Source organism: Pseudoduganella lurida, assembly GCF_007830455.1.
In the GTDB taxonomy this organism is placed as follows: Bacteria; Pseudomonadota; Gammaproteobacteria; order Burkholderiales; family Burkholderiaceae_D; genus Rugamonas; species Rugamonas lurida.
This window is the reverse complement of sequence record NZ_VLLB01000002.1, coordinates 299,412-325,675: the sequence shown is the minus strand read 5'-3', so window position 1 is coordinate 325,675 and position 26,264 is coordinate 299,412. Positions and strand designations below refer to the sequence as shown.

Sequence of the window (26,264 nt, the reverse complement as noted above, 5' to 3'; positions counted from 1 at the left end):
CATGGCGACCATTCATCCTACCGCGCTCGTCGACCCGCAAGCCCAGCTGGGTGAAGGGGTCGAGATCGGCGCCTATTCGATCGTCGGTCCGCACGTCGTGATCGGTGACCGGACCTGGGTCGGCCCGCACGTCGTGATCGAAGGCCATACGACGATCGGCAGCGACAACAAGTTCTACCAGTTCTCCTCGATCGGCGCGCCGCCGCAGGACAAGAAGTGGCACGGCGAACCCACCCGCCTGGAAGTGGGCGACCGCAACACGGTGCGCGAATTCTGCACGTTCAACGTCGGCACGGTGCAGGACAAGGGCGTGACGAAACTGGGCCACGACAACTGGATCTCCGCGTACGTGCACCTGGCGCACGACTGCGTGGTCGGCAACAACACCATCTTCTCGAACAACGCGCAGATGGCGGGCCACGTGGAGATCGGCGACTGGGTGATCATGAGCGGCTACGCCAATGTGCACCAGTTCTGCAAGATCGGCGCGCATGCCTTCGTGGGCATGAGCACCAGCCTGACGCAGGACGTGCCGCCGTTCGTGCTGCTGAACGGGAACCCGGCGCAGGCCCACGGCATCAATATCGAAGGCCTGAAGCGCCGCGGCTTTACCCGCGAGCAGATCAACGCGCTGCGCCAGGCATACAAGACGCTGTACCGCTCGGGACTGACGCTGGAGGAGGCCAAGGCGGCGCTGCTGGAGCAGGAGCAGAACACGCCCGATGCGGCCGAACACCTGCGTTCGTTCCGCACCTTCCTCGACACGGCCTCGCGTGGCATCGTCCGCTGAAGCTTCGGGCAGCTGCGCGATCGCGCTCGTTGCCGGCGAACCTTCCGGCGACCTGCTGGCCGCGCGGCTGCTGGCCGGCCTGCGGCCGCACCTGCCGGAGGCGCGCTTCCACGGCATCGGCGGTCCGGCGATGATTGCCGAAGGTTTCGTCTCCGAGGTGCCGATGGAAACGCTGACGGTGCGGGGCCTGTTCGAGATCATCCCGCGCTACCGCGAGCTGAAGGGCATCCAGCGCGCGCTGCGCGACCGGCTGCTGGCCGAGCGGCCCGCCGTGTTCATCGGCGCCGACTACCCCGGCTTCAACCTGGGCCTGGAAGGCGAGCTGAAAGCGGCCGGCATCCCGACCATGCACTACATCGGCCCGCAGATCTGGGCCTGGCGCGGTGGCCGCATCAAGAGCATCATCCGCAACGTGTCGCACATGCTCGTGATCTTCCCGTTCGAGGAGGAGATCTACCGCAAGGCGGGCGTGCCCGTCACCTACGTGGGCCATCCGCTGGCCGAACTGATACCGCTCGAGCCGGACGTGGCGGCGGCGCGGCGCGCGCTGGGCTTCGCCGACGATGCGCGCGTGGTCACCATCATGCCGGGCAGCCGCATGGGGGAGCTGAAGTACAACACGGCCGCCTTCGTGGGCGCCGTGAAGCTGCTGCAGGCGCGCGATCCCGGCCTGCGGTTCGTGGCGCCGATGGCAGGCGACAGGCAGAAGGCGTACTTCACCGAACTGAAGGCGCAGGCCGGCCTGCAGGATGTCGAGATCACGCTGCTGGATGGCCGCAGCCACACGGCGATCTGCGCGGCCGATGCCGTGCTGGTGGCGTCCGGCACGGCCTCGCTGGAAGTGGCACTGTTCAAGAAGCCGATGGTGATCGCCTATAAAATGATGCGGGCATCGTGGGAAATCATGCGCCACATGGGCTACCAGCCCTGGATCGGGCTGCCGAACATCCTGGCGCGCGAATTCCTGGTGCCGGAGCTGCTGCAGCACCATGCCAGCGCCGAAGCGCTGGCCGAGAACCTGTGGCAGCAGTTGACGGATGCGCCGCACCGCGCCAGGCTGGTGGAGCGCTTCACGGCGATGCACCACAGCCTGCTGCGCAACAGCGCCGCGGAAAGTGCCGCGGCCGTATTGAAAGTGATTGGAAGAGCGTGAAGACCTCCCAGAACGGGCTGTTCGACGATTTGCCTTATTCCCTCGAGGAGATCATCTGCGGCGTGGATGAGGCGGGGCGCGGGCCGCTGGCCGGGCCCGTGTACGCGGCCGCCGTGATCCTGCACCACGAGCGCCCGATCGCCGGGCTGCGCGATTCGAAGAAGCTGACGGAAGCGAAGCGCGAGGCGCTGGCCCCGCTGATCAAGCGCGACTGCATCGCGTGGGCGATCGCCAAGGCGTCCGAGGCGGAGATCGACAAGCTGAACATCCTGCAGGCCTCGCTGCTGGCGATGCGCCGCGCCGTGCATGCGCTCGAGACGATTCCCACGCTGGCCCTCATCGACGGCAACAAGTGCCCCGTGATGAAGATCCAGACCATCGCCATCATCGACGGCGACGACAAGATCGAATCGATTTCCGCCGCCTCGATCCTGGCCAAGACGGCGCGCGACGAGGCGCTGCGCAAGCTGCACAAGAAATATCCGCAGTACGGCTTCGACCAGCACAAGGGCTACGGCACTGCCCAGCACCTCGAGGCATTGCGCACGCATGGCGTTACCCCCATCCACCGCCGTTCGTTCGCGCCCGTGCGCGAGCTGCTCGAGCTGCTGTAAGTGTCCAGATGAAGCACATCACCTCGCGCGACAACGCGCAGTACAAGGATTTGAAGGCGCTGGCGACCAGCTCGCAGGCGCGCCGCAAGGCCGGCCGCACGCTGCTGGACGGCGTGCACCTGTGCGAAAGCTGGCTGCAGCTGCGCGGGCTGCCGGAACAGTGCATCGTCAGCGATAGCGGGCTGCTCAACCCCGAGATCGCGGCACTGGTGAGGGAGCTCGAAGCGCAGCACGGCCACTGCCTGCAACTGCCCGATGCGCTGTACGAGGCGCTGTCGCAGGTCGAGCATGGCGTGGGCATGATGTTCCTCGTCCCCACGCCGGAACGGGCTGCACCGGCCGCGCTGTCCGTCAATGCCGTCCTGCTCGACAATGTGCAGGACCCCGGCAACCTCGGGTCGATCCTGCGCAGCGCGGCCGCCGCCGGCATCAGTCAGATCTTCTGCAGTCCCGGCACGGCGTTCTGCTGGTCGCCGAAGGTGCTGCGCGCGGCGATGGGCGCGCACTTCGTGCTCGACATTTTCGAGAACGTGCCGCTCGCGCCGCTGTTGCAGGATGCGCCGATCGCGACCCTGGCCACCAGCGGTTACGCGAAGCAGAAGCTGTACGACGTGGACCTGAAAGGCCCGGTTGCCTGGGTGTTCGGCCACGAAGGGCAGGGCGTCTCGGACGCGCTGCTGGCGCTGGCGCGGCACCGCGTCGTCATCCCGCACCTGGGCCAGGTCGAATCGCTGAACGTGGCCGCATGTGCGGCGGTATGCTTTTTCGAGCAGGTCAGGCAGAATCTGGCCTAGACAGACCGGCGCGCAAGCCGGCATCCACGAAAAATCATGAAGGGAGAGCCGATGACGATCGCGGCGTGGCAGTTTCTGGTGGCCGAGAGCGAACCGGTGCAGCGCGAGCTGCTGGCCGGCGTATTGCGCAGTGCGGGCGCGCAGCACATCCAGGTGGTGGCCGATGGCCATGCCGCCCTGCGCGCCGTGCAGAGCGGTGCGCAGGGGCTGGCGGCAGCGATCGACATCGTCGTGCTGGACCTGGCGCTGGACGGCATGGACGGCCTGGAGCTCATCCGGCGCCTGGCCGAAGAGAAATGCCGTGCCGGCCTGGTCGTGGTCGGCGCGCAGAGCAGCGACATCCTGTTCTATGTCGAGACGATGGCGCTGGCCTACGGTGTCGACCTGCTGGGCGCGATCGCCAAGCCGGTGACGGCGGCGCGCATCGAGGCCCTGCTGGCGCTGTACGAGCCGCGCACGGACCAGTCCACAACGCCTGCCATCCCGTCCTTCAGCTTTGCCGAAGTGGGCAAGGGCCTGCAGGCGCGCGAGTTCGATCCGTTCTTCCAGCCGAAGATCGAGCTGGAGACGGGCGAAGTGAAGGGCCTGGAGATGTTCGCGCGCTGGCGCCATCCGCAGCATGGGGTGCTGGGCCCGGCGGCCTTCGTGCCGGTGCTGGAAGCGAACGGCCGCATCGATTTCCTCGACTGGAGCATGATCGAGAAATCCGTCGCCGCCTGCCGCACGCTGCATGACCAGGGCATTCCCATCGCGTGCTCCGTCAACGTCGACCCCACCACGCTGGCCCACCCGCAGTTCATCACGCAGATCGAAGGCTGCCTGGCGCGCCACCGCATCCTGCCCGGCCACCTGACGTTCGAGATCACCGAATCGGCCGTGTTGCAGACCGACCCGCACTTCCTGGAACGCCTGCTGCGGCTGCGCATGATCGGCTTCGGCCTGGCCATCGACGACTACGGCACCGCGCGCTCCAACCTGCAGCTGCTGGCCTCGATCCCGTTCTCGGAACTGAAGATCGATCCGAGCTTCGTCGACGGCGCCTCGAAGAAGCGCGCCATCGGCACCGTGCTCAAATCCTACCTGGGCCTGGCGCGCAGCCTCGACCGGTGGTCGTGCGCAGTGGGGGTGGAGACGAAGCAGGACTGGGACTTCCTGCAGAACCTGGGCTGCACCTACGCCCAGGGCTACTACATCGCCAGCCCGATGCCGGTCGAGGACGTGCCGGCGTGGCTGGCCGACTGGCGCCAGTTCTTCTGAGATAGTGCATTGCCTGTGCCGGTGCGGTTTCGCGGCCCTCCTCCGACCTGTCGCTGTTTGCAGTGACGCAATCCATCCCGCGAAGACGGAGCAGAGCCAGTACAGACCGGTGTAATTACCGGACTGCGCAAGCTTTCCGGATTCCGTTAGCGGAGTATGTTGCGACCACACATTATTAAACATCCGGTGCGAGCGGGATTCTATCCGCGAATAATTCCAGCGCTTCTCCTACACGGCGGTCCGTGTATCATCTATATTCGGCGAGATAAGGCCAGATCGATATTTATTTCCAAGTTAATAAATTGCTTGACGATATTATCTACCTGTTTTATTGTCTTCTGATCGGCGTCCGCCGATATCTAATGTCGACTACAGGGATATATCATGCTGAAGAAGATCGCTCTATCTGTCGCTGTTGTAGTTGCCGTAATAGGCGCGGCAAGTGCCTATGCGTCGCGACCGTACTCCATCGATTACGGCTATTACGACGACAACGGATCTCTGGTCGGAGAGGCATATTTGCCATGCTCCGGACACCTGATCATGCTGGGAGGCGAGGTGACTGCCAATATGGTAGAGCAAGGCCGCCAGCCGTGTCACTGACGCACGAGAAATCGACAATTTTTGGAGTCTCTATCCGGCATCGAGGTTCTGAGAATATATCGAGAATATATCGGGATCGTAGAAAAATTATTTGAAGTTTGGCTACCTGCCGCTTCGCGAACCGGCAGGTAGCCATTGCGTTTTAAATAGACCCGCCATTCGCAGGCCGTTAGCTGCGGATGCCTGCGGTGAATTGGGCCATATGTTGACTCCACAAGGCAGTTTCCCTTGAAAGCGACAGATACACAAACGTAATTGAGGTTCGTTCGACTCGTCTTGGCGCAATGTGAATGCTACTGCGCATTCGGCCGCAGGATGGTCGGCGCCTCCACGGCCGGCTCGCGGTCCGACGCGAACTCCTCGTTCGCCGCGGCGCCGCGCAATACGTCCGGGTTGTCCAGCTTGATGGTCTGGGTCGGGTAGGCGAAGTCGATCTTCTCCCGCGCGAAGCGACAGAACAGCTCCATGTTGATCGCCTGCTGCACATCCATGAACACGCCATAGTCGGCCGTCAGCATCGTGTACACCACCTCGAAGTCGAGCGACGACGGGCCGTACGACTTGAAGTGGGCGCGGTCGAAGCGCACCTGTTCCTGGCTGCTCACGATCTCCTTGAGCATGTCCGGAATGGCGCGCAGCTGCTGTTCCGTCACGTCGTAGGTGATGCCCACGGCGAAGACGATGCGGCGCGTCTGCATGCGCTTGTTGTTATGGATGCGGCTTTTCAGCAGGTCGCTGTTGGAGAACACGATCTGTTCGCCGTTCAGGCTGCGGATGCGCGTCGTCTTCAGGCCCACGTATTCGACGGTACCGGCCAGCTTGTCGACGGTGATGCTGTCGCCGACCACGAACGGCTTGTCCAGCAGGATCGAGACGGACGAGAACAGGTCGCCCAGGATGTTCTGCACGGCCAGCGCGACGGCGATACCGCCGATGCCCAGGCTGGCCACCAGCGTGGTGACGTTGACGCCGAAGTTATCGAGGATCATCAGCACGATGATCAGCCACAGCGCGGCACGCACGACGAAGGTGAGGGCCGCGGTGGAGGTGGTACTGGCGACATCGGTGGCGCCGCGCTTCTTGCGGTAGAAATCGATCCAGCCGCGCACGCCCACGTCGATCCAGCGCGCCACCTGCAGCAGCAGCGCGGCCACGGCGAGGTTGCGCACCAGCGCCTCGCTCTTGGCGCTCATCTCCAGCCACTGGCAGCCGGCATACACGCCCATCACGATGATGAACAGCGAACTGGTCTTGGACAGGATCTTGACGGCCATGTCGTCGATGTGCGTGGCCGTGTGGGCGGCAAAGGCGCCGATGCGGCGTACCAGCACGCCGTTCACCGTGTACAGCACGATGCAGACGGCGGCCGTGATGCCGAGGGCGATCGCCCAGGATGTCAGGTCATTACCCAGCACTACATAATTCATGTCTTCTCCTCGTTTGTGGGATGAAGGCCGGGCAGCGGGTGGGGCAGGCTGCCGGCGCGGCGGCTCCGTGCGGCGGGCGGACGAAGCCAGGAGAAGAGGGAAGCTGCGACCGACGCGCGATGGCGGCCAGTGCCCATTGCGGTGCGGTGCGCCCGCCCTCCAACGTAAAAAAATTGTAAACGTCGCCGGGCCGTGGGTCCGTTAGCCCACACACATTGCCGGGCGATCCGCCGGTCAGGAAAGGGGCGCGATCGCGGCCAGCTTGTCCGGATTGCGTACCACGTAGATCGCCACGATGCGCGTGCCGTCCACGATGAACGCCTGCGCCGACTCGATGGCGCCATCCACGTAGCGCAGCAGCCCGGGTTCGCCGTTGACGCGCGCCATCCGGTACGTGACTTCGCCCGGATGCGCATGTTCGACGGACCAGTAGACGCCGGCGATGCGCGCGGCGCCCTGCAGGATCCTGCCGAACGACGGCACCTTGCCGCCGCCATCGGAGACCAGCTGCACGTCGCCGGCCAGGAAGGTCTTCATCGCCTCCCGGTCGCCATTGGCGGCGGCCTGCATGAAGCCCGCCAGCACCTCGCGGTGCACGTCGCGCGGCACGTCGAAGCGGGGCTGCTCCTGCTGCACGCGTGCCTGCGCGCGGCTGACGAGCTGGCGGCAGGCCGCCTCGCTCTTGCCCAGGGTCGCCGCCAGGTCGGCGTAATCCTGGTCGAACACCTGACGCATCAGGAAGGCCGCGCGCTCCTCTGGCGCCAGCCGCTCCAGCACCCACAGCATCGCCATCGACACCTCGCCGGCCAGTTCCGCGGCCGATTCCGGCGTGCGCTCGTCCAGTTCCACCAGTGGCTCCGGCAGCCACCAGCCGACGTAGGCTTCGCGTTCGGACTGGCGGCTGCGCAGCCGGTCGATCGCCAGGCGCGTCACGATCGTCAACAGCCATGCCTCGGCGGAGCGCACGCCCGCGGGATCGCTGCCGTGCCAGCGCAGCCAGGCATCCTGCACCACGTCCTCGGCATCGGCCCGGGTGCCCAGCATGCGGTAGGCGATCGAGAACAGGCGGGGACGCAGCGCGTCGAAGACGGTTGTCGAGGAGGTGGCAGAAGGAGTGGCAGAAGGGGTGGCAGAAGGGGGGGCAGAAGGGGTTGCAGAGGCGGTCATGGTCAGGTCTCGTGGCAGTCGTCGATGGCTGGAAGACGGATCGGGGGGCGGTCTTGTGACAGATTGCCGCGAGCAAAGGTGTTGGCGGCGTGGCGGCAACTTGTCTACATTGACCCTCTGATTACACGCCAGTCTACCAACTCTCCCCACCACTTCAGGAGCTTCGATGGATCCGAAAGACCAGCAAACGAACCGGGAAGACGCGCCGGAAGCAGCGTCCATGCCCTCGCGCCGTCGCTTCGTGGGCGCCGTCGCCACCGGCATCGCTGCCGGCACCGCGGCCACCGGTGCGCTCGCGCAGACCGGCGGCCAGGGCCAGGGCAGCGGCGCCGCGCCGCGCAAGCCGAATCATCCGAAACCGCCGTTCCCGCGCCAGCAGCAGGAGTGGCCGGGCCTGGGCACGAAGATGATGCCGAAGCCCGACCATGGCGAAACCACCTACAAGGGCAGCGGACGGCTGGCCGGCCGCAAGGCGCTGATCACGGGCGGCGACTCCGGCATCGGCCGCGCGGCGGCGATCGCGTATGCCCGCGAGGGCGCCGACGTGGCGCTGAGCTACCTGCCGGCCGAGGAACCGGACGCGCGCGAAGTGGCGGAACTCATCCGCGCCGCCGGCCGCAAGGCCGTGCTGCTGCCGGGCGATATCCGCGACGAGGCGTTCTGCAAGAAGCTGGTGGACGACGCGGCGCGCCAGCTGGGCGGCCTCGATCTGCTGGTCAGCAACGCGGCCAAGCAGCACTCCGTCGATTCCATCCTGGACCTGACGACCGCGCAGTTCGACTGGACGATGAAGACCAACCTGTACGCGAACTTCTGGATCGTCAAGGCGGCCGTGCCGCACATGAAGAACGGCGGCGCCATCGTCGTCACCGCCTCCGTGCAGGCCTACGACCCGTCGCCGAACCTGCTCGACTATGCGCAGACCAAGGCCGCCCAGGTGGCTTTCGTGAAGGCACTGGCCAAGCAGCTCGCCGAGAAGAACATCCGCGTCAATGCGATCGCGCCGGGCCCCGTGTGGACGCCGCTGCAGGTGTCGGGCGGCCAGAAGCCGGAAGCGCTGGAGAAATTCGGCGCCGACACGCCGTTCAAGCGTCCCGGCCAGCCGGCCGAGCTGGCACTGGCCTACGTGACGCTGGCGGCGGACGAGTCGAGCTTCACCACCGGCCAGGTGTATGGCGTGACGGGCGGCGCGGGCTTCCCGTAAGCGCGTAGCACGCTGCGCCTGGCTCTGCGTGAGGTCAGCGCGCCATGCGCTTCGTCACCTTTGCCTGCGCCGCCGCCCGCAACGGCGCGCAGCGCAGGCTGAATTCCACGTGATAGTGCCCGCTGGGCGACGCCTCGCGCAGCGCCGTGCGGAACGGCAGGTGCTGCTTCAGCCAGGCGCCGCGCGGCGTGGCGAACAGTTTCGGCAGCAGCGCCGGGTCGAAGACTACCTGCGCAATCCCGCTGCCGTGTGCGTGCGCGGCCGCGTCGAGCCGGAACAGGTGCTGGGCCATCGCGTCGAAGTCAAGCGTGTAGTCGCCGTGGCGGCCCGCCGCATCGAAGTCGATGTCGTAGCCGAGCCGCGGCGTGTCCGTCGGCAGGGCCACCGAGCGGCCCGTCGCATCGCGCACGGGCACGAAGAAATCCGCCGCCAGGCCGTTCTGGTGGGTGCGGTGCGGCTTGAAACGCCCGCCGGTGGGCGCCCCCGTTTCGCCATACACGAACACATTGCCGGGCAGCGCCTGGTGCAGCAGTGCGTAGCTGCCCGCGATGATCTTCGCCACCGTCGTGTGCACGTAGGTGCGGCCGGCCATCGTGCCGGCCGTGCTGTACGCCGCGTAATTCGGCCCGCTGAGCGGCAGCCGGACGGCATCCTCGATGCGGCCGTTCGCCGAGCTGCCGAAGCAGCGGCTCGCCACGGCAGGAGGCGCTTCGATGCTGGCCAGGGCGGGCGCCGCTTGCAGCAGTGCCGCCGCAAGCAGCGCTGCGGACAGCGCGGCGCGCATGGCCGCAGGCGTTCGGCCGGACGGCGTTGCCGGGGACTGCAAAGCGGGACACTGCAGGAACATGGAGGCTCCATCACGACGGGATGCCCGGTATGGTAGCGCATGTAACTGTTGGTGGGAGCGGTAGTGTGGATTCCGGCGTGGCTCCAGGCGTGGCACCCGATACAGCTCCCGAAGCGGCTTCCGATGTGCCCTCAATACTCCCGCCGGTTCGGCTTGATCTCCTGCAGGATCGTGGTCGAGATCTCCTCGATCGACTTGGTGGTCGAGGACAGCCAGCGGATGCCCTCGCGCTTCATCATCGATTCCGCTTCGTTCACTTCATAGCGGCAGTTCTCGATCGACGCATACTTGCTCCCGGCGCGCCGCTCGTTGCGGATTTCCGTCAGCCGTTCCGGCGTGATCGTCAGGCCGAAGATCTTCGGCTTGTAGTCGTACAGCGCGGAGGGCAGGCGGCCCCGCTCGAAGTCGTCCGGGATCAGCGGATAGTTGGCGGCCTTGATCCCGTACTGCATGGCCAGGTACAGCGAGGTCGGCGTCTTGCCCGAGCGCGAAACGCCCACCAGGATCACGTCGGCCTCGGCCAGGTTCTTGTGCGACTGGCCGTCGTCGTGCGCCAGCGAGAAGTTGATGGCCTCGATGCGGTTGCGGTACTCCTCGCTGTCGACGATGTTGTGCGAGCGGCCGATCGTGTGCGTCGACTTCAGGCCGAGCTCCAGCTCGAGCGGTGCCACGAAGGTCTGGAACAGGTCCATGTGCAGCCCGCTGCACTGGCGGATCACCGAGGACAGCTCGCTCTGCACCAGCGTGCTGAAGATGATGGGCTTGTTGCCATCGGTCGCGGCGGCCTCGTTGATCTTGCGCGCTGCAGCATGGGCCTTGTCGACCGTGTCGATGAACGGCAGGCGGATCTGGCGGAAGCGCATCTCGAACTGCGTCAGCACGGAGTGTCCGAAGGTCTCGGCCGTGATGCCGGTGCCATCCGAGACGAAGAACACGGTGCGGGCGGGCGGATTGCGCAATTCCTGGCGCGGCTCAGTGGGTTCGGAAGTCATCTGTAGGGGCTTTTGATTGTGAATCGTCAATTTTTCTGCGCAGGCTGTAAAATGGCCGGCAACGGTCCGATTGTGCTGCACGGCGTCAAGAATAACAACCACAGTCCGTGCACACGCTCCGCTTGGGGAAATCGACCAACAGGTTTCTATCATCAGAAGGTGTCATCATGACTAACTTGTCCAACGCAGCAGTACTCAAGGAGGCAGGCCGCGACGCGACCTACGTAGCATCGTTCGAAACCTTGCGCATGACGGATGTGGAATCCGTCGGCGGCAAGAACGCATCGCTGGGCGAAATGATCAGCCAGCTCGCGGAAGCGGGCGTGCGCGTGCCGGGCGGCTTTGCCACCACCGCGCAGGCGTTCCGCGACTTCCTCACCCATTCGATCGATGGCGGCGCGCCGCTGGCCGAGCGCATCGCCAGCCGCCTCGCCGACCTGAATATCGACGACGTGCGTTCACTGACCCAGGCCGGTGCCGAGATCCGTCAATGGATCATCGATACGCCGTTCCAGCCCCGCCTGGAGCAGGAGATCCGCGCGTTCTACGACGAACTCGTGAAGAATTCGGAGAGCGAGATGTCGTTTGCCGTGCGTTCCTCCGCCACGGCGGAAGACCTGCCGGATGCGTCGTTCGCGGGCCAGCAGGAGTCCTTCCTGAACGTGGTCGGCATCGACAATGTGCTCGAAGCGATGAAGCACGTGTTCGCTTCGCTGTACAACGACCGCGCGATTTCCTACCGCGTCCACAAGGGCTTCACCCATGCCGAGGTGGCGCTGTCCGCGGGCGTGCAGCGCATGGTGCGTTCCGATACGGGCGCGGCGGGCGTGATGTTCACGATCGATACCGAATCCGGCTTCAAGGACGTGGTGTTCATCACGTCCAGCTACGGCCTGGGTGAAACGGTGGTGCAGGGCGCGGTCAATCCGGACGAATTCTATGTCCACAAGCCGATGCTGGAGCTGGGCAAGTCGCCCGTCATCCGCCGCAACATCGGTTCGAAACTGATCAAGATGGAGTTCACCAGCGAGGCAAAGGCCGGCCGTTCGGTGAAGACCGTGGACGTGCCGATCGAGCTGCGCAACCGCTACTCGCTGGCCGATGCGGAAGTGGTGGAACTGGCGAAATATGCCGTGATCATCGAGCGCCACTACGGCCGCCCGATGGATATCGAGTGGGGCAAGGACGGCCGCGACGGCAAGCTGTACATCCTGCAGGCGCGCCCGGAAACGGTGAAGTCGCAGCAGAAGTCGACCGATGCGCAGCAGCGCTTCAAGCTGAAGTCGACCGGCACGGTGCTGGCCTCCGGCCGCGCCATCGGCCAGAAGATCGGCGCCGGTCCGGTGCGCGTGATCCACGACCCGGCCGACATGGAACGCGTGCAGCCGGGCGACGTGCTGGTGGCGGACATGACGGACCCGAACTGGGAACCCGTCATGAAGCGCGCCGCGGCGATCGTCACCAACCGCGGCGGCCGCACCTGCCACGCGGCGATCATCGCCCGGGAACTGGGCGTGCCGGCCGTCGTCGGCTGCGGCGATGCGACGGAAGTGCTGAAGGACGGCACGTTCGTCACCGTGTCCTGCGCCGAGGGCGACGAGGGCCGCATCTATGACGGCCTGCTGGAGACGGAAGTGTCGGAAGTGGCGCGCGGCGAGCTGCCGCAGCTGCCGGTGAAGATCATGCTCAACGTGGGCAACCCGCAGCTGGCCTTCGACTTCCAGCAGGTGCCGAATGCCGGCGTGGGCCTGGCCCGTCTGGAATTCATCATCAACAACAATATCGGCGTGCACCCGAAGGCGATCCTGGAATATCCGCACATCGATCCGGACCTGAAGAAGGCCGTGGAATCGGTCGCGCGCGGCCACGCTTCGCCAAAGGCCTTCTATGTCGACAAGCTGGCCGAAGGCGTGGCGACGATCGCCGCCGCGTTCTGGCCGAAGCCCGTCATCGTGCGCCTGTCGGACTTCAAGTCGAACGAGTACAAGAAGCTGATCGGCGGCTCGCGCTACGAGCCGGACGAGGAAAACCCGATGCTGGGCTTCCGCGGCGCGGCACGCTACATCGCGGAGGATTTCGCCGAGTCGTTCAACATGGAATGCCAGGCGATGAAGCGGGTGCGCGAAGACATGGGCCTGACGAACGTGGAGCTGATGGTGCCGTTCGTGCGCACCGTGGGCCAGGCGAAGAAGGTGGTGGACCTGCTGGCGAAGAACGGCCTGAAGCGCGGCGAGGGTGGTGGCGAAGGCGGCCTGCGCCTCATCATGATGTGCGAGATCCCGTCGAACGCCGTGCTGGCCGACGAGTTCCTGCAGTACTTCGACGGCTTCTCGATCGGCTCGAACGACCTGACCCAGCTGACCCTGGGCCTGGACCGCGACTCCGGCATGGAACTGCTGGCCGCCGACTTCGACGAACGCGATCCGGCCGTCAAGGCGCTGCTGGCGATGGCGATCTCGGCCTGCCGCAAGCAGGGCAAGTACATCGGCATCTGCGGCCAGGGCCCATCCGACCATCCGGACCTGGCCGAATGGCTGATGGAGCAGGGCATCGAGTCGATGTCGCTGAACCCGGACTCGGTCGTCGACACCTGGCAGAAGCTGGCGGAGCTGCGCAAGTAACAGCAGGCGACCCCGGCCCGCGCCGTACGCGCACCGGGGTCTGTCCCCGCCAAGTGTCGGCGCGGGTGCTTGCCACTTGCGCCGCCAGGGACTGACCCCAGCCTTGCGCGGCACCGGCTGCGCCGTTCACCGGCGCCCAGCCCCTACCCAACGCTACGGTTTTGCTCTATCGTTACGCCAACCCTCGCCGCCTTCCAGGGCCGCGGGGGTTTTTAATTTGAAAACAAGGAGACCGACATCATGGCTGACTGGATCATGTGGCTCATCGCCGCCGGGGTGCTGGTGGCGCTGGAACTGTTCAGCGGCACCTTCTATCTGCTGATGCTGGCGCTGGGTGCGCTGGCCGGTGCGCTCGTCGCCGCGCTGCGCATCGACATTCCGGGCCAGATGCTGGCCGCGGCCGTGGTCGGCATCGCCGCCACCGTGCTGCTGCGCCGCAGCCGCTACGGCAGGACGGTCAAGACGGACAGCGCGAGCGATCCGAGCATCAACCTCGATATCGGCCAGTCGATCGAGGTGGCCCTGTGGAGCGAGCGCACGGCACGCGTGATGTACCGCGGCGCGCTGTGGGATGTGGAACTGGCCCCGGGCATGCCGTCCGAGCCCGGCATGTACGTGATCCGCGAAGTGCGCGGCAGCCGGCTCATCGTCAGCCGCTGAATTGTCGCCGACCTTTCGCTGACCTTCGCTGTCACCAACAACACACCAGGGAGATCGCATGGAAATCACTTTCGGCACCGTCACGCTCGTCGTCCTCGTCGTGGCACTCGTGTTCGTCTTCAAGACCATCAATGTGGTGCCGCAGCAGCACGCCTGGGTCGTGGAACGCCTCGGCAAGTACCACGCCACGCTGGCGCCCGGCCTGAACATCGTCGTGCCGTTCATCGACCGCATCGCCTACAAGCACAGCCTGAAGGAGATTCCGCTCGACGTGCCGCCGCAGGTCTGCATCACGAAGGACAACACGCAGCTGCAGGTGGACGGCATCCTGTACTTCCAGGTGACGGACGCGATGCGCGCATCATACGGCTCGTCGAACTACATCGCCGCGATCACGCAGCTGGCCCAGACCACGCTGCGCTCCGTGATCGGCCGCATGGAGCTCGACAAAACCTTCGAGGAGCGCGACCACATCAACCTGACCGTCGTCAACGCGATCGACGAATCGGCCGCCAACTGGGGCGTCAAGGTGCTCCGCTACGAGATCAAGGACCTGACGCCGCCGGCCGAGATCCTGCACGCGATGCAGGCGCAGATCACGGCGGAGCGGGGCAAGCGCGCGCTGATCGCCGCCTCCGAAGGCCGCAAGCAGGAACAGATCAATATCGCCACCGGCGAGCGGGAGGCATCCATCGCCCGTTCCGAAGGCGAGAAGCAGGCCGCCATCAACCGCGCGCAGGGCGAGGCATCGGCCATCGTCGCGATCGCGGATGCCACGGCGGCCGCACTGCGCGAGGTGGGCGCGGCCATCGAGCAGCCGGGCGGCGAGCAGGCGATGAACCTGAAGGTCGCCGAGCAGTACGTGGACGCGTTCCGCGCGCTGGCGAAAACCAATAATTCGCTCATCGTGCCCGCCAACCTGGGCGACATGAGCAGCCTGATCGCCACGGCGATGCAGGTCGTGAAAACCCAGGCACCGGACGCCGCACGCGTCGTCCGCACGCCAACCTGAGGAGAACAGCATGGGCACCTGGGCCACCGGACCCTACGGCAACGACTTCGCGCAGGACTGGGCGCAGGACCTGCACGAATCGAACGATCTGTACTTCATCGCCGACACGCTCGACAACGTGCTGTCGCCCGATCACGCGGACTACCTGGAAGCGCCGTTCGGTGCCGAAGGGCTTGCCGCCGTCGAAACGCTGCTGCGGCTGGAAGGGCGGGGCGGCGCGGCCGACGAGGACAGCGCAGGCATCGACGAATGGGTCGCCGTCGTGCGGCCGAAATACAAGTCGCGTACCGACTTGGTGGAGAAGGCGGGCCGCGTGCTGGAGTTGGTGCTTGGCGAGCGCTCCGAACTGCGCGAGCTGTGGCAGGATAGCGAGCATTACGACAGCTGGCGCGCCACGGTGGAAGACCAGGTGGCGCGCCTGCGCCGGGCCGGGTAACAGCAGAGCAAGGAACCAGATGGCAGTAGCGAAGAAGTGGGCAGTGGGCTGGTGGTGTGCGCTGGCCGTGGCCGGGATGATGTCGACGCCGGCAGCGGCGGCACCGGAAGACGACACGCTGGCGAAACTGGCGCAACTGCGCAACCTGCCGGCGACATCGGCCGCGGCGGATGTCCAGCAGGGGCGCAAGGAACTCGATAATGCCTGGCGCTGGCTGGGCAACAACAAGGCGGCGGCACTGCCCGTGCTGCGCCGCGAACTGGCGGCGGAGCTGAAGAAGGCGCAGCCGAACCAGTACCTCCTGCTGGAGCTGGGGCACTTCCTGCGCGTGCAGGGCACGGCGGCGGACCGCGCCCTGTCGCTGCAGGCGTTGCTGGCGCTCGACCCGGTCGGCATCGTGCCGCAGACGCAGCAGGACCAGCTGTTCCGCTTCGTGCATGCCAGTGCGGCCGACCGCGATCCGCGCCTGTTCAAGCTGATGGACCAGGTGTTCCTGCGCGGCCATGTGACCGTATTCCTGCCGCAGCATGGCTACACGGTGGACGAAACCTCCGTCTGCATCTACCTGTATGGCCAGTATGGCGCGCTGGCCGAACGGCACCTGGCCGGGCTGCTGCACGATCCGCAAGCCGTCCACCGCGCGCTGGAGCTGCTGATGTGGGTCGGCTCGCCGGACAGCGTGCCGGCCGTGGCCGCCCTGTTGAACACGGCCGATGCCGATACCTTCGCACGCGCGACGACCTTCCTGCTCCGTGCCGGCGGACCGGCGGGCCGCGAGGCACTGGGCAATTTCGATGCGCGCGGCCTGCAGGGCAAGGCGCGCGAGTTCTACCTGCAGACGCGCCAGCAGCTGGCATCGATGAACTTCGACACGCTGGTGCACCAGCTGGAAGAAGCCCCGGGCGGCGACGGCAACCAGCCGCCGCGCCGCCTCGATGCCGCCGCCGCGCAGGCTGCGCTGGCCGCGCTGGAGCAGAACTACGGCAGCTACGCGGATGTGCAGCCGGCCGAAATCGCCACCTCGGCGCTGCCGGCAGCGCAGCTGATCGACGGCTTGATCCGGGTACGCGAACGCAGCCTGCTGCGCATCTCCGGCGAGGCGCTGACGGACATCGACACCACCAACACGCTGATCAACACGCTGCGCTTCCGCGGCGACTGATTTTTTTACGAGGCTTCAGCGCACGTCGATGCGGCCATACAGGCCGTGCGCCTCGTCGTCCGGGCCGGCGGTGAAGAACAGCGTGTTCTTCGGCTGCCCGTTCAGGCCATTGCCGAAGGCGATGCCCCACAGGCCGTCGATGACGATCGGCGTGCCGTCGGTCTGCGTCAACGGTCCTGCCGGGGCGCCGGTGGCGGCATCGTAGGCATTGATGCGGCCGTCGCCGAAGTTCGCCACAAGCAGTTTGCCGGCAAAGGTGCCGAAGTCCGCCGGGGCCAGGGCCAGCCCCCACGGCGCATTCAGTGCCCCGCCGGCCACCAGCGAGCGCACCAGGTTGCCGCGCATGTCGAACACCGAGACATAGCCGAAGCCGGCGCCCGCCTCGTCGTCGTCACCGCTCGCTTCGCGCTTCGCGTACGTCACGTACAGCCGGTCGCCGATCGCCTGGATGCCGAAGGGTGCATAACCGGCGGGGATCGACGCGTCGCGGAACGTGCCGGCCGGCGTGATTTTCGTGAAGGTGCCGTCGAACACGTCGATCGCGTTGTTGCGGAAGTCCGTCGCATACAGATAGTTCGCCCCGGCCACGGCACCGATGGCCAGTCCCTTGTAGACGGCATTCCGCCCGCTGCCGTCATACGCTTCGATGGCCACGGTGCGATTGACGCCGGGCGACCAGCCAGCGATCCGCCCGCTCTCGGTGGCGAAGAGGAAGGGACTGGCGCCGCCCAGGCCATTCTGCGTCACCCTGAAGTCCTGCGTGCCGTTGAACACGATGCCGGTCGGTTCCGGCGGCGTGCCCACCACCAGCGTCTGCGGCACGCCTAGGCCGTCGTACAGCGTGGATTTGTCGGTGCCGCCCGCGCTGACCCACACGAAGCCGTTCGGATTGAACGCGATGCCCCAGGCATTGACGAGGTTCGGATCAGCGTGGGCGGCACCGGGCGCGTCGCCCACCAGTTTCGTGGCGATGTAGTGGGTGGCGGCTGGTGGCGGCGGTGCGGCGATCACCGGCGTATCCGAGCCACCGCCGCCGCAGCCGGCGCCCAGCAGCAACAGGGCGATGGCGAGCAGCCGGCCCAGCCTGGCCGGCATGCCATTGTTGTTTGTCTCCATGAGCGTGTTCATGATCCCCTCCAGGTGTGCGGGACCGTGTATGCCGGCGCGCGCCGGAAAGGTTCAGAAGGCGGTGCCGATCGATGCGATGAACGCATGCGGCGTGCCGCGGCTGGCATGGGCGTAGTCGTGACTGCCGCCGTAGTCGAAGCCGCGGCGCTGCGTGTGTTCATAGGCCAGCTGCACGCGCGCGCTGCCGAACCGCGCCGAGATGCCGGCGCGCCAGTCGCTGCGTTCGGGTGGCGGCGTGCCGGACAGCGTGGTGAGGATGCCGCCGCGCAGGAATGCATCGAGGTCGCGACCCAGTGCCCGGCTGGCCTCCAGCTGCAGGTACACAATGCGCGCGTCACCCGGCCGATAGCGGGGCGACCAGGCCACGCGCAGGCCGGCGCTGCCTGCCGCACCGCTGCGGGACAGGCCTGCGTACAGCTCCTGGTAGCTGCCATAGCCGCCGCGCGTCGCGTGGCTGGCGCTGATGCCTGCGTCCCAGGCAAAACCATCGGCCAGGCGTTGCGCGCGGCCGCCGTACACGAGCAGCTGGGCACCGGTGGCACCGTCCACGTGGGTACGGGCCGCGAAGCCGCCGGCATACCAGCCGTCTGCTGCATCGTAGGCCACGCCGCCCTGCACGGAAGGGCCGCCTTCGCTCAGGTCGATCCCGCGCAGGCGGTAGGAAGACGTCAGGGCCGCGCTCCCGGACCATTGCGCGTGTGCAGTGCCGGCCAGCAGCGCGGTGCAGGCAAGCAGTGTCAGGGTTGCGATGCGTCGGACATGCATGAGCAGGCACAGGCGCCCGAGATGCGGGCGATGGTGGCACATGCATCGATGGTAGCAGTGTTCGGCAGGGTGGCGGGGTGCAGGGGCGGTTTCGGTTGCAATTGCGCGGCCAGCGCAGCCAGTCCGGCGACATGGGCGGCGGCAAAGGAACTGCCGGACACGAAGCCCCAGCGCGCACCGGGCAGCGGCGCCGGGATGTCGCGGCCCGGCGCGCGCAGCGGAGCGGCCCCCGGCGTGGGCGGATCCTCCACCGCGGCGACGGCCAGTACGCCCGGGTGGCTGGCGGGGAAGGGGGAGGTCCCCAGTGCATCGGCCGCGCCCACCACGGTGATGCCGCGGGCCAGCGCGGCATCGAGCAGGGTGGCCAGCAGGCGGTCCTGCGGGCCGCCGACCGACAGGTTGATCACCCGTGGCGGGTGCAGCAGCGCGTAGTGGAGGGCCTTGGCCAGCGTGAACGTGTCGCAGCGCGTTTCCGCAGCCTGCTGCCAGCAGGCGCGCAGCCCGAGCAGCCGGGCACCGGGCGCCACGCCGACGATGCCGGCACCATTGCCGCCCCGCGCCGCGATGATGCCGGCCACCGCCGTGCCATGGGCTTCCGCCTGCGCGCCGTTGCCCACGAAGTCCTGCGCATCGACCACCTGTCCCGCCAGGTCCGGGTGGCTGCGGTCGACGGCGCTGTCGATCACGGCTACCACCACGCCGCGGCCGGTCACCTTGCGGTGCAGTTCGGCCACGTGCCACAGCCGCGCGCCGGGCTGCGCCGGGTAGAGGGGATCCCCGATGGCCACCGCCATGCCGGAAAACCGCTGCACGCGCTGCACCCACGCCACGCGGGGATCGCGGTCCAGCAGCGCGGCCGCGCGTTCGGGCGACACGCCCAGCGGCACTTCCAGCACGTAGCAGTCGATGCCGACTGCCGGCATCGGCCAGCCGTCCTTCAGCACGAGGCCGTGGCCGCGAGCCAGGTCGGCGGCGATGCGGCGCCGCGCCGCGCTGCCGCCATCGTCGCCATAGCGGCCGCCGTAGGCCAGGTCGGGACGGAAGTGGGGCGGCGGCAGGCGCAGCATCAGCAGCAGGCGGGGCGCCGGCTCGCTGGCCTGGACCTGCGCCTGTGCCAGGGGCCGTGTCAGCGCCTCCCCACTGGCGGGCCCAACGCAGGCTATCGCGCAGAGTGCCGATACCAGCAGCGCCGGGACTCTCACGGCGGCACTCCCGCCCCCAGCGGTTCGGCCAGCAGCACGGCCGGTTCCGCGCGCAGCCGCGCCAGGGCCGCCGCGCGCCGTTCGGGGCCGAGCCGCAGCACGTAGGCGCCAGCCACCGTCGGGCCATGCACCGTGCCGGCGCCCGTCGCTGCCAGGATGCGCCGCACTTCAGCGGCGCCGGTATCGGGGCGGAACATCACCGTGGCATCGGCCGGCGGCGCCAGAGGACCCAGCGCGTGGTAATCGGGCGGGCGGTCGAGCGACAACGCCAGGCACAGCGCGGCGATCGTTGCCGCCAGCGCTGCCGGCACTACCGGCGGGCGGGAAAGCCACGCCACCAGGGACGCCAGCAGCGAAGCGGGGGCGGGTTCCAGCCTGGGAAGCAGGCGGGCCAGTGCCGCGTCCGCATCCGCGCAGACCGGGGGCGGGGCGGCCCGGCCGGCTGCCGCACGCAACTGCCGCTCCCAGGCCAGGTCGGCGCGGCAGGCGGCGCAGGTGGCGAGGTGCTCGCGCACCTGTGTCGCCGCCGGTTCCTCGAGCTGGCCGGCCGCATGCCAGGGCAGCAGCGGTGCCACTGCGGCGTGCGGGTTGTCGTTGTCGGTGTAGGCGTTCATCTGTCGTCCTCCTCGCCGGCCAGCAGCGCCTTCAGCCGCCGCCGCGCGTGGAACATGCGGGTCTTGACCGTGTTGACGGGGCAGTCCGCCACGGCAGCGATCTCCGCGTAATCCATGTCGTGGAAATAGGTCAGCACCACCACCATCCGCTGCGGCCAGGGCAGGCGCTCCACCGCGGCGGCCAGGCGCTGCGCCAGTTCCGCCGCTGCCATGCGCAGCTCCGGCGCGGGCTGCGGGTCGGCCTGCTGGTCCGGGTCGTCGCCGGCGGGCAGCTCCCGGACCGAGAGCGCCTTGCGGGCCTTGCGCCAGGCGATGCCGAACACCCACGTCGAGACCTTGCTGCTGCCATCAAAGCTGTCGGCGCGGCGCCACACGACCAGCATCGTGTCGTTGATGAGCTCCTCGACCAGCGGCGCGGACGGCGTCATGCGGCCCAGGAAACGCGCCAGGCGCGGGAAATAGCCCCGGTACAGCCGTTCGAAGGCGTGGCGGTTGCCGGCCGCGACCTGCACCAGCAGGCGCGCTTCTTCCGCGTCGGCAGTGCTGGCCGGCCGGGCCGCGCGGGCTGGCGGGGCGCCCGTGATCGTCTGCTGCATGCGGTTCTCCCGTGACAGCCGGTGATGGTCGGTGGTGTGCACCGTATATTCCCGCTTCCGGCAGGGCGGTTCAAGCGCGCCGGCCGGGCCGGGTGTAGGATGCGGCCATGACCCCACAGATCGACCAGCTCGCCGACTTCCTCGACCGCCACCGCAACGTGCTCGTGCTGACCGGGGCGGGGTTGTCCACCGCTTCCGGCATTCCCGGCTACCGCGACGAGGAAGGCGTCCGCCACGGCAAGCCGCCGATCCAGGGACCGGAGTTCCGCAGCAGCGATGCGCTGCGCCGCCGCTACTGGGCGCGCAGCATGGTGGGCTGGCCCACGCTGGCGCAGGCCGCGCCGAACGACGGCCACGTGGCGCTGGCGCGGCTGGAAGCGGCGGGACACGTCGGCCAGATGATCACGCAGAACGTCGACGGGCTGCACCAGCGCGCCGGCAGTGCGCGCCTGATCGAGCTGCACGGCAATATCCACACGGTGCGCTGCCTGGCCTGCCAGCGCCGCCAGCATCGCGGCGCGCTGCAGCAGCGGCTGCTACGCGACAATCCGGCGCTGGCCAATGTGCTGGCCCGGCCGCTGCCGGATGGCGATGCCCAGCTGGAGCCGGAAGCCCTGCACGAGTTCGTGGTGCCCGCGTGCGAGGTGTGCGGCGGCGTGCTGCAGCCGGACGTCGTTTTCTTCGGCGACAATATTCCGGCCGAGCGGACGCGGGAGGCGCTGGCATGGATGGACGAGGCCGATGCGCTGCTCGTGGTCGGCTCGTCGCTGATGGTGTTTTCGGGGTTCCGCTTCTGCAAGCTGGCCGCCGAAGCGGGCAAGCCGATCGCTGCCGTCAATGCGGGCAAGACGCGCGCCGACGAGCTGATCGGGCTGAAACTGGCGCTGCCGGCGCAGCAGGTGCTGCCCGCCGTGGCGGCGCTGCTGGCCGCCTGAGCCGCGCCGTATTGCACCTCGCTTGCCGCCTCGCTTGCCGCACGCTACAGTACGGCATCGACCGGCAGTCACCATCCGCCGGTAACCTTGGCGCGAGGAGGTGGTGGCATGAGCAGATGGCTGTCAGCCTGGTTCGGCTGCGCGTGGTTTCTTGCCGCGGCGGCATGCGCGGCGCCCCGCGCCGGTGACGTCATGATCGAACAGGGCGCCGTTACGGCGGACGACGGCAGCGTCATCCCCTATGAAATCGGCACGATCCTGGTACCCGAAAACCGCGCAGTGGCGGGCAGTCGCCTGATCGGCGTCGGCTTCGCCCGCATCCGCGCGCGCGTGCCGACGGACGCGCCGCCCGTGTTCTGGCTGCCCGGCGGTCCCGGCCTGGCGGTACTCGATGCCCCGGATGGCACGGACTCGGCGGCGCGCGGCCGGCTGAAGTCGTGGCTGACGTATGGTGCGGTGGCGGATCTGGTCATCGTCGAACAGCGCGGCTACACGCTGCGCGGCGAGCGGCTCGAGGTCGCGGCGCCGGCACTGCCGCTCGACCGGCCGCGCACGGCAGGGGCGGATGCCGCGGCCGCCATCGCCCTGGCACGCCTTGCCGTCGCAGCGCATCCCGGCAAGGACCTTGCCGGCTACACGATCCGCGCCTGCGCGGACGACGTGGACGATGTCCGCCGCGCCCTCGGCTACGAGCGCATCGCGCTGTTCGGCAGCAGCTTCGGTTCGCAGTGGAGCCTGGCCGTGATGCGCGCGCATCCGCGCATCGTGGCGCGCGCCGTGCTGTCCGCCGTGGAGCCGCTCGACTACGGCTATGACATGCCGTCGCCCCTGCTGGCCACGTTGCGGCGGATCGCGGCGGACGCGGACCGGGATCCATCCCTGCGGCCTTTCCTGCCCACGGGCGGCTTGATGGCGGCGGCTGCGGCCGTGCGCGACCGGCTGGCAAGTGCGCCGGTCACCGTGCGTGTGCACGGCCGGGAGGTCGTGCTGGGTGTCGAGGATTTTCGCGCCGACCTGCTCGATCGGGCCGCGGCGCCGGAGGCCTGGCCCGCGTTCGTGCTGGCGCTGTACCAGGGCCGCTATGAGGCATGGGCCGGCGCGGTGCTGCATGACCGCGCGGCGCAGCCGGTAAAGCTCATCGGTCCCCTGATCGACACGAGCCTGGGCATCACGCCGGGGCGGCTGCGCCAGCTGCGCAGCGATCCTGCGGCGGCGTGGACCGGCACCGGCGGCTTCGAGCCCTATCTCGCCGCGGCGGACGCCTGGCCGACGCCCGACATGGGCGACGACTTCCGCACGATGACCCCGTCGCCGATTCCCGTGCTGCTGGTGCATGGCGACTGGGATACGTCCACGCCTGTCGACAACGCGCTCGCCCAGCTGCCGTACTTCCCGAACGGCCATGCGATCGTCGTCCACCGGGGCGGGCATGACGGACCCTTCTATCTCCTGCGGGAAGCGCCGGCCGTGAAGGAGGCGGTGTACCGCTTCCTGCGCACGGGCAGCATGGCGGGGCTGCCCACGGAAATCACGCTGCCGCCACCGCGGTTCGCGTTGCCGTAGCCATAGGAGCGGTCCCCGGCGCCGGTCCGCCCAGACTGACCGGGAAGGATTGCTAGCGCTGCAGCAGCATCGAACGCACGATGCCTTCCTTCTGCAGCACGTAATCGTGGCCGGCCAGCACGAAGTTGGTCTGCGGCTGCACCACCTTGATGTTGATGAACACCATGTCGCTCGTCTCCGCATAGGAGCCCACCACGACGGCCTGCGCATTGTGCGTCTGCGCCACTTCGCCGATCTCGCGCGTGAGCATCAGCTCGCCCTGGCCCCGCTTCAGGTAGACGTTGTTGCGCAGCTTCATTTCCAGCATCTTCAGCCCGCCCTGCGCCAGGCGCGTGGACACCTGCTCGGAGACGAGGCGGCCCAGCGTCGAGGTCTGGTCGAGTGCATCGATGTTGACGATGGTTGCCATGATCAGGGGCTTGTCGGCCGCCAGCTTGCCGCCCAGCTGCACCAGCAGGGCATCGGCCGCCTTGTAGTTGGCGGAAACGAACTGGTTCGACGAGACCGTCGCATAGTTCGCTTCCTCCTTCGGTGCGGTGGCGCAGCCGCCCAGCAGTGCCGCGCCCAGCACGGCGATGGCGAGGGGGCGCATCAGCGGCCTCCCACCACGGTGAATTTCTTCACGAGGGGTGCATCGTCTTCCCGGATGCCGTACAGCGCGCGGTCGGTATCGGCCACGTAGTAGGCGGACGTCGAACGGGCCAGGTAGCGGAACTGGTCGCCGACCGACAGCGTGACGATCAGCTCCGTCTGCGGCGTGGCGCCCGGCGCGAACTGGCTGTGGAACCAGTGGTACGCATCGCCGGCACCGGCCAGCGCGACGACGCCGACCACCGGGTCGATATCCGACAGCACCCAGGCGCCGGTGACGACGGCCGTGGCGGCGCCGGAATAGCGGTATTGCGGACGGTTCCGCGTGAACGTGACGGCCTGGATGTCGATCTCCACCTTCCAGGCACCGGCCGGCGAACGGGCCACCACGTAGCCGTCCTTCACCAGCGAGGTGACCAGTTGGGTCGTGAGCGCCCGCTTGAACGGCGAGGCTTCCCGGTCCTCGGCCACGTAGAACGGCCGCTGCGGATGCTTCTTCATGTCCGCGACGATGCGCTGTTCCACATGATCGGCGATGGCGTTCCAGTGCGCGGCGGCCTGCAGCTTGTCCTGGCGCGTGGTCGGGAAATTCGTCGCCAGCGGGGCAGGGCTGTAGGGAACGGCGCAGCCGGCCAGCAGGGTGGCAACGGCGACAAGAAGAGCGGCGGAGGCGGCTTTGGCAAGCATGGCGGGCGGGGGAGTCGAAGGCCTGCGCAGTGTAGCATGCGGGCGTTGCCGCTTGGAAATTATGCAGCCGGGGCGCCGGCCGGCGTGGCAGGGGCGCGACGTGGCCGGATGGTCAATGCTGCCCCGGCGACATCAGATCAGCGCTTGTTCTGCTTCATCGCCGCCTGCACCTCGCGGTTGGCATCGCGGTCCTTCTCGGTGGCGCGCTTGTCGTGCTGCTTCTTGCCCTTGGCCAGGCCGATCTCGCACTTCACGCGGCCGCCCTTGTAGTGCAGGTTCAGGGGCACGAGCGTGTAGCCGGAGCGTTCCACCTTGCCGATCAGCTTGTCGATCTCCTGGCGGTGCAGCAGCAGCTTGCGGGTGCGCACGGCCTCCGGGTGGATATGGGTGGAGGCGGTCGGCAGGGCGCTGACGTGGGCGCCGAACAGGTACAGCTCGTTGTTGCGGATCGTGACGTAGGCCTCCTTGATCTGGACGCGCGCATCGCGGATCGCCTTCACTTCCCACCCTTCCAGCACGATGCCCGCCTCGTAGCGGTCTTCGATGAAATAGTCGTGGAAGGCTTTCTTGTTATCGGCAATGGTCATGGGTGAAGTCTATCAGGCAAGTCGGTCAAGCGTGCGTGCGGCGCTGGTCGGTTAAACTACGGTCTTCGTTCGCGCGACTGGGGCGCGATTCGTCCAACATGATATCAAACGGTTAAAAAATGGCAGTAGTGCACAAATCGGTATTCCTTGGATACAGCGCGCAACAGATGTTCGACCTGGTGGACCGGGTGGAGGATTATCCCAAATTCCTGCCGTGGTGTGGCGGGGTGGACATAAAGGAACGGGGCGAGAACGGTGTGGTAGCGTCCATTGGCATCAATTTTCATGGCGTGAAGCAGAGTTTCACGACGGCCAACACGAACACGCCACCGTCCCTCATCAAGATGAACCTCGTCGACGGCCCGTTCAAGACGCTCAATGGCACCTGGACCTTCAAGGCGCTGCGCGAGGATGCCTGCAAGGTGGAACTGGACCTGCAGTACGAGTTCTCCAGCCGCCTGCTGGAGCAGGTGATCGGCCCCGTGTTCGGCATGATCGCCAACAGCATGGTCGATTCGTTCTGCAAGCGCGCCGAAACGGTCTATGGTGTCCCGTGACTGAACGCATCAAGGTATCGCTGGTCTACGCCCCCGGCCCGCAGCCGCTGCTGCTGGCGCTCGATGTCGATGCGGGCACCACGATCGGCCAGGCCATCGAGCAGTCCGGCATCCTGCAGGACGCACCGGAGATCAACCTGGTGACGATGCCGGTGGGGATCTACGGCAAGAAGAAGACGCTCGAGACGGTCCTGCAGCCGCGCGACCGCATCGAGATCTACCGGCCGCTCATCGCCGACCCGAAGGATGCGCGGCGGCGCCGGGCGAAGAAGGCTGGCTAGCGCCGGGTTTTACGCATCC

At 67.4% G+C, this 26,264-nt stretch carries 28 protein-coding genes; 16 read left to right on the top strand and 12 right to left on the bottom strand.

Going from position 1 to position 26,264, the window contains the following annotated elements; translation table 11 throughout:
- Position 1 precedes the first annotated feature (1 nt).
- The 6 genes from lpxA (at position 2) to IP91_RS08050 (ending at position 5,211) form a co-directional block, all read left to right on the top strand.
- Positions 2–790 carry an acyl-ACP--UDP-N-acetylglucosamine O-acyltransferase gene (lpxA, locus tag IP91_RS08075; RefSeq protein ID WP_145648418.1) on the top strand — a complete coding sequence of 263 codons (789 nt, stop codon included), beginning with the start codon at positions 2–4 and terminating at the stop codon, positions 788–790.
- Positions 774–1,943: a lipid-A-disaccharide synthase gene (lpxB, locus tag IP91_RS08070; protein ID WP_229474132.1), complete on the top strand. Its 1,170-nt coding sequence runs from the start codon at positions 774–776 to the stop codon at positions 1,941–1,943. The genes lpxA and lpxB overlap by 17 nt, the downstream gene beginning before the upstream one ends.
- Positions 1,940–2,557 carry a ribonuclease HII gene (gene rnhB / locus IP91_RS08065; protein WP_229474122.1) on the top strand — a complete coding sequence of 206 codons (618 nt, stop codon included), beginning with the start codon at positions 1,940–1,942 and terminating at the stop codon, positions 2,555–2,557. Before lpxB ends, rnhB begins: the two co-directional genes overlap by 4 nt.
- Before the next feature lie 8 nt (positions 2,558–2,565).
- Positions 2,566–3,351 carry a TrmH family RNA methyltransferase gene (locus IP91_RS08060; RefSeq protein ID WP_145648415.1) on the top strand — a complete coding sequence of 262 codons (786 nt, stop codon included), beginning with the start codon at positions 2,566–2,568 and terminating at the stop codon, positions 3,349–3,351.
- Between the two features lie 36 nt (positions 3,352–3,387).
- A complete protein-coding gene (locus tag IP91_RS08055; RefSeq protein ID WP_229474120.1) occupies positions 3,388–4,608 on the top strand; it encodes an EAL domain-containing response regulator in 1,221 nt (406 codons plus the stop codon).
- A gap of 384 nt (positions 4,609–4,992) precedes the next feature.
- On the top strand, positions 4,993–5,211 hold the full coding sequence (locus tag IP91_RS08050; RefSeq protein WP_145648413.1) for a DUF6289 family protein: 219 nt from the start codon (positions 4,993–4,995) through the stop codon (positions 5,209–5,211).
- A 293-nt stretch (positions 5,212–5,504) separates the two neighbouring features.
- On the opposite strand, the gene IP91_RS08045 is transcribed toward IP91_RS08050, so the two are convergent.
- Together IP91_RS08045 and IP91_RS08040 are read right to left on the bottom strand one after the other, a co-directional pair.
- A complete protein-coding gene (locus IP91_RS08045; protein ID WP_145648411.1) occupies positions 5,505–6,638 on the bottom strand; it encodes a mechanosensitive ion channel family protein in 1,134 nt (377 codons plus the stop codon).
- A 234-nt stretch (positions 6,639–6,872) separates the two neighbouring features.
- On the bottom strand, positions 6,873–7,805 hold the full coding sequence (locus IP91_RS08040; RefSeq protein ID WP_145648409.1) for an RNA polymerase sigma-70 factor: 933 nt from the start codon (positions 7,803–7,805) through the stop codon (positions 6,873–6,875).
- Between the two features lie 166 nt (positions 7,806–7,971).
- Here IP91_RS08040 and IP91_RS08035 point away from each other — a divergent pair, with 166 nt between their 5' ends.
- Positions 7,972–9,009 carry an SDR family oxidoreductase gene (locus IP91_RS08035; protein WP_229474112.1) on the top strand — a complete coding sequence of 346 codons (1,038 nt, stop codon included), beginning with the start codon at positions 7,972–7,974 and terminating at the stop codon, positions 9,007–9,009.
- A gap of 34 nt (positions 9,010–9,043) precedes the next feature.
- Here IP91_RS08035 and IP91_RS08030 read toward each other — a convergent pair whose 3' ends face one another.
- Both IP91_RS08030 and ppsR read right to left on the bottom strand, forming a co-directional pair.
- Positions 9,044–9,856: a penicillin-insensitive murein endopeptidase gene (locus tag IP91_RS08030; RefSeq protein WP_145648407.1), complete on the bottom strand. Its 813-nt coding sequence runs from the start codon at positions 9,854–9,856 to the stop codon at positions 9,044–9,046.
- A 131-nt stretch (positions 9,857–9,987) separates the two neighbouring features.
- The gene (gene ppsR, locus IP91_RS08025) at positions 9,988–10,848 is read right to left on the bottom strand and encodes a posphoenolpyruvate synthetase regulatory kinase/phosphorylase PpsR (RefSeq protein ID WP_199754539.1); all 861 of its coding nucleotides are present in this window, start codon (positions 10,846–10,848) and stop codon (positions 9,988–9,990) included.
- A 248-nt stretch (positions 10,849–11,096) separates the two neighbouring features.
- Between ppsR and ppsA the strand changes: the two genes are divergently transcribed.
- The 5 genes from ppsA to IP91_RS08000 all read left to right on the top strand — a co-directional run bounded on the left by ppsA (position 11,097) and on the right by IP91_RS08000 (position 16,739).
- The gene (gene ppsA, locus IP91_RS08020; protein WP_229474190.1) at positions 11,097–13,469 is read left to right on the top strand and encodes a phosphoenolpyruvate synthase; all 2,373 of its coding nucleotides are present in this window, start codon (positions 11,097–11,099) and stop codon (positions 13,467–13,469) included.
- A 240-nt stretch (positions 13,470–13,709) separates the two neighbouring features.
- Entirely contained in the window at positions 13,710–14,129 is a 420-nt protein-coding gene (locus tag IP91_RS08015) for an NfeD family protein (RefSeq protein WP_145648403.1), read from the top strand.
- A 58-nt stretch (positions 14,130–14,187) separates the two neighbouring features.
- Complete coding sequence (locus tag IP91_RS08010; RefSeq protein WP_145648401.1) at positions 14,188–15,141, top strand: SPFH domain-containing protein; 954 nt, start codon at positions 14,188–14,190, stop codon at positions 15,139–15,141.
- Positions 15,142–15,151: 10 nt separating this feature from the next.
- Positions 15,152–15,577 carry a DUF4259 domain-containing protein gene (locus IP91_RS08005; protein ID WP_145648399.1) on the top strand — a complete coding sequence of 142 codons (426 nt, stop codon included), beginning with the start codon at positions 15,152–15,154 and terminating at the stop codon, positions 15,575–15,577.
- A 19-nt stretch (positions 15,578–15,596) separates the two neighbouring features.
- Positions 15,597–16,739, top strand: coding sequence for a hypothetical protein (locus tag IP91_RS08000; RefSeq protein WP_145648397.1), 1,143 nt, complete (start codon positions 15,597–15,599; stop codon positions 16,737–16,739).
- Positions 16,740–16,754: 15 nt separating this feature from the next.
- Here IP91_RS08000 and IP91_RS07995 read toward each other — a convergent pair whose 3' ends face one another.
- The 5 genes from IP91_RS07995 to IP91_RS07975 are packed head-to-tail and all read right to left on the bottom strand — an operon-like array spanning position 16,755 to position 21,044.
- A complete protein-coding gene (locus tag IP91_RS07995) occupies positions 16,755–17,867 on the bottom strand; it encodes a TIGR03118 family protein (RefSeq protein ID WP_229474110.1) in 1,113 nt (370 codons plus the stop codon).
- 51 nt (positions 17,868–17,918) lie between these two features.
- Positions 17,919–18,632 (bottom strand): TorF family putative porin, encoded by a 714-nt coding sequence (locus IP91_RS07990; RefSeq protein ID WP_158643113.1) that lies wholly within the window; start codon positions 18,630–18,632, stop codon positions 17,919–17,921.
- Positions 18,605–19,834 (bottom strand): S8 family peptidase, encoded by a 1,230-nt coding sequence (locus IP91_RS07985; protein ID WP_307724402.1) that lies wholly within the window; start codon positions 19,832–19,834, stop codon positions 18,605–18,607. Before IP91_RS07985 ends, IP91_RS07990 begins: the two co-directional genes overlap by 28 nt.
- The gene (locus tag IP91_RS07980; RefSeq protein ID WP_145648393.1) at positions 19,831–20,448 is read right to left on the bottom strand and encodes a zf-HC2 domain-containing protein; all 618 of its coding nucleotides are present in this window, start codon (positions 20,446–20,448) and stop codon (positions 19,831–19,833) included. The genes IP91_RS07985 and IP91_RS07980 overlap by 4 nt, the downstream gene beginning before the upstream one ends.
- Complete coding sequence (locus tag IP91_RS07975) at positions 20,445–21,044, bottom strand: RNA polymerase sigma factor (protein WP_145648392.1); 600 nt, start codon at positions 21,042–21,044, stop codon at positions 20,445–20,447. Before IP91_RS07975 ends, IP91_RS07980 begins: the two co-directional genes overlap by 4 nt.
- Positions 21,045–21,151: 107 nt before the next feature.
- On the opposite strand from IP91_RS07975, the gene IP91_RS07970 reads away from it, so the two are divergent.
- Positions 21,152–21,979: an NAD-dependent protein deacetylase gene (locus IP91_RS07970; protein ID WP_145648390.1), complete on the top strand. Its 828-nt coding sequence runs from the start codon at positions 21,152–21,154 to the stop codon at positions 21,977–21,979.
- A gap of 108 nt (positions 21,980–22,087) precedes the next feature.
- The gene (locus tag IP91_RS07965; protein WP_145648388.1) at positions 22,088–23,542 is read left to right on the top strand and encodes an alpha/beta hydrolase; all 1,455 of its coding nucleotides are present in this window, start codon (positions 22,088–22,090) and stop codon (positions 23,540–23,542) included.
- Between the two features lie 52 nt (positions 23,543–23,594).
- Here IP91_RS07965 and IP91_RS07960 read toward each other — a convergent pair whose 3' ends face one another.
- The 3 genes from IP91_RS07960 to smpB all read right to left on the bottom strand — a co-directional run bounded on the left by IP91_RS07960 (position 23,595) and on the right by smpB (position 25,407).
- Positions 23,595–24,134: a FlgO family outer membrane protein gene (locus IP91_RS07960; RefSeq protein ID WP_145648386.1), complete on the bottom strand. Its 540-nt coding sequence runs from the start codon at positions 24,132–24,134 to the stop codon at positions 23,595–23,597.
- A complete protein-coding gene (locus IP91_RS07955) occupies positions 24,134–24,820 on the bottom strand; it encodes a hypothetical protein (RefSeq protein WP_145648384.1) in 687 nt (228 codons plus the stop codon). Before IP91_RS07955 ends, IP91_RS07960 begins: the two co-directional genes overlap by 1 nt.
- 137 nt (positions 24,821–24,957) lie before the next feature.
- On the bottom strand, positions 24,958–25,407 hold the full coding sequence (smpB, locus tag IP91_RS07950) for an SsrA-binding protein SmpB (RefSeq protein WP_145648382.1): 450 nt from the start codon (positions 25,405–25,407) through the stop codon (positions 24,958–24,960).
- Positions 25,408–25,526: 119 nt separating this feature from the next.
- Between smpB and IP91_RS07945 the strand changes: the two genes are divergently transcribed.
- The gene (locus tag IP91_RS07945; RefSeq protein ID WP_145648380.1) at positions 25,527–25,964 is read left to right on the top strand and encodes a type II toxin-antitoxin system RatA family toxin; all 438 of its coding nucleotides are present in this window, start codon (positions 25,527–25,529) and stop codon (positions 25,962–25,964) included.
- Complete coding sequence (locus tag IP91_RS07940; RefSeq protein ID WP_145648378.1) at positions 25,961–26,245, top strand: RnfH family protein; 285 nt, start codon at positions 25,961–25,963, stop codon at positions 26,243–26,245. The genes IP91_RS07945 and IP91_RS07940 overlap by 4 nt, the downstream gene beginning before the upstream one ends.
- The last annotated feature ends 19 nt before the right edge of the window (positions 26,246–26,264 follow it).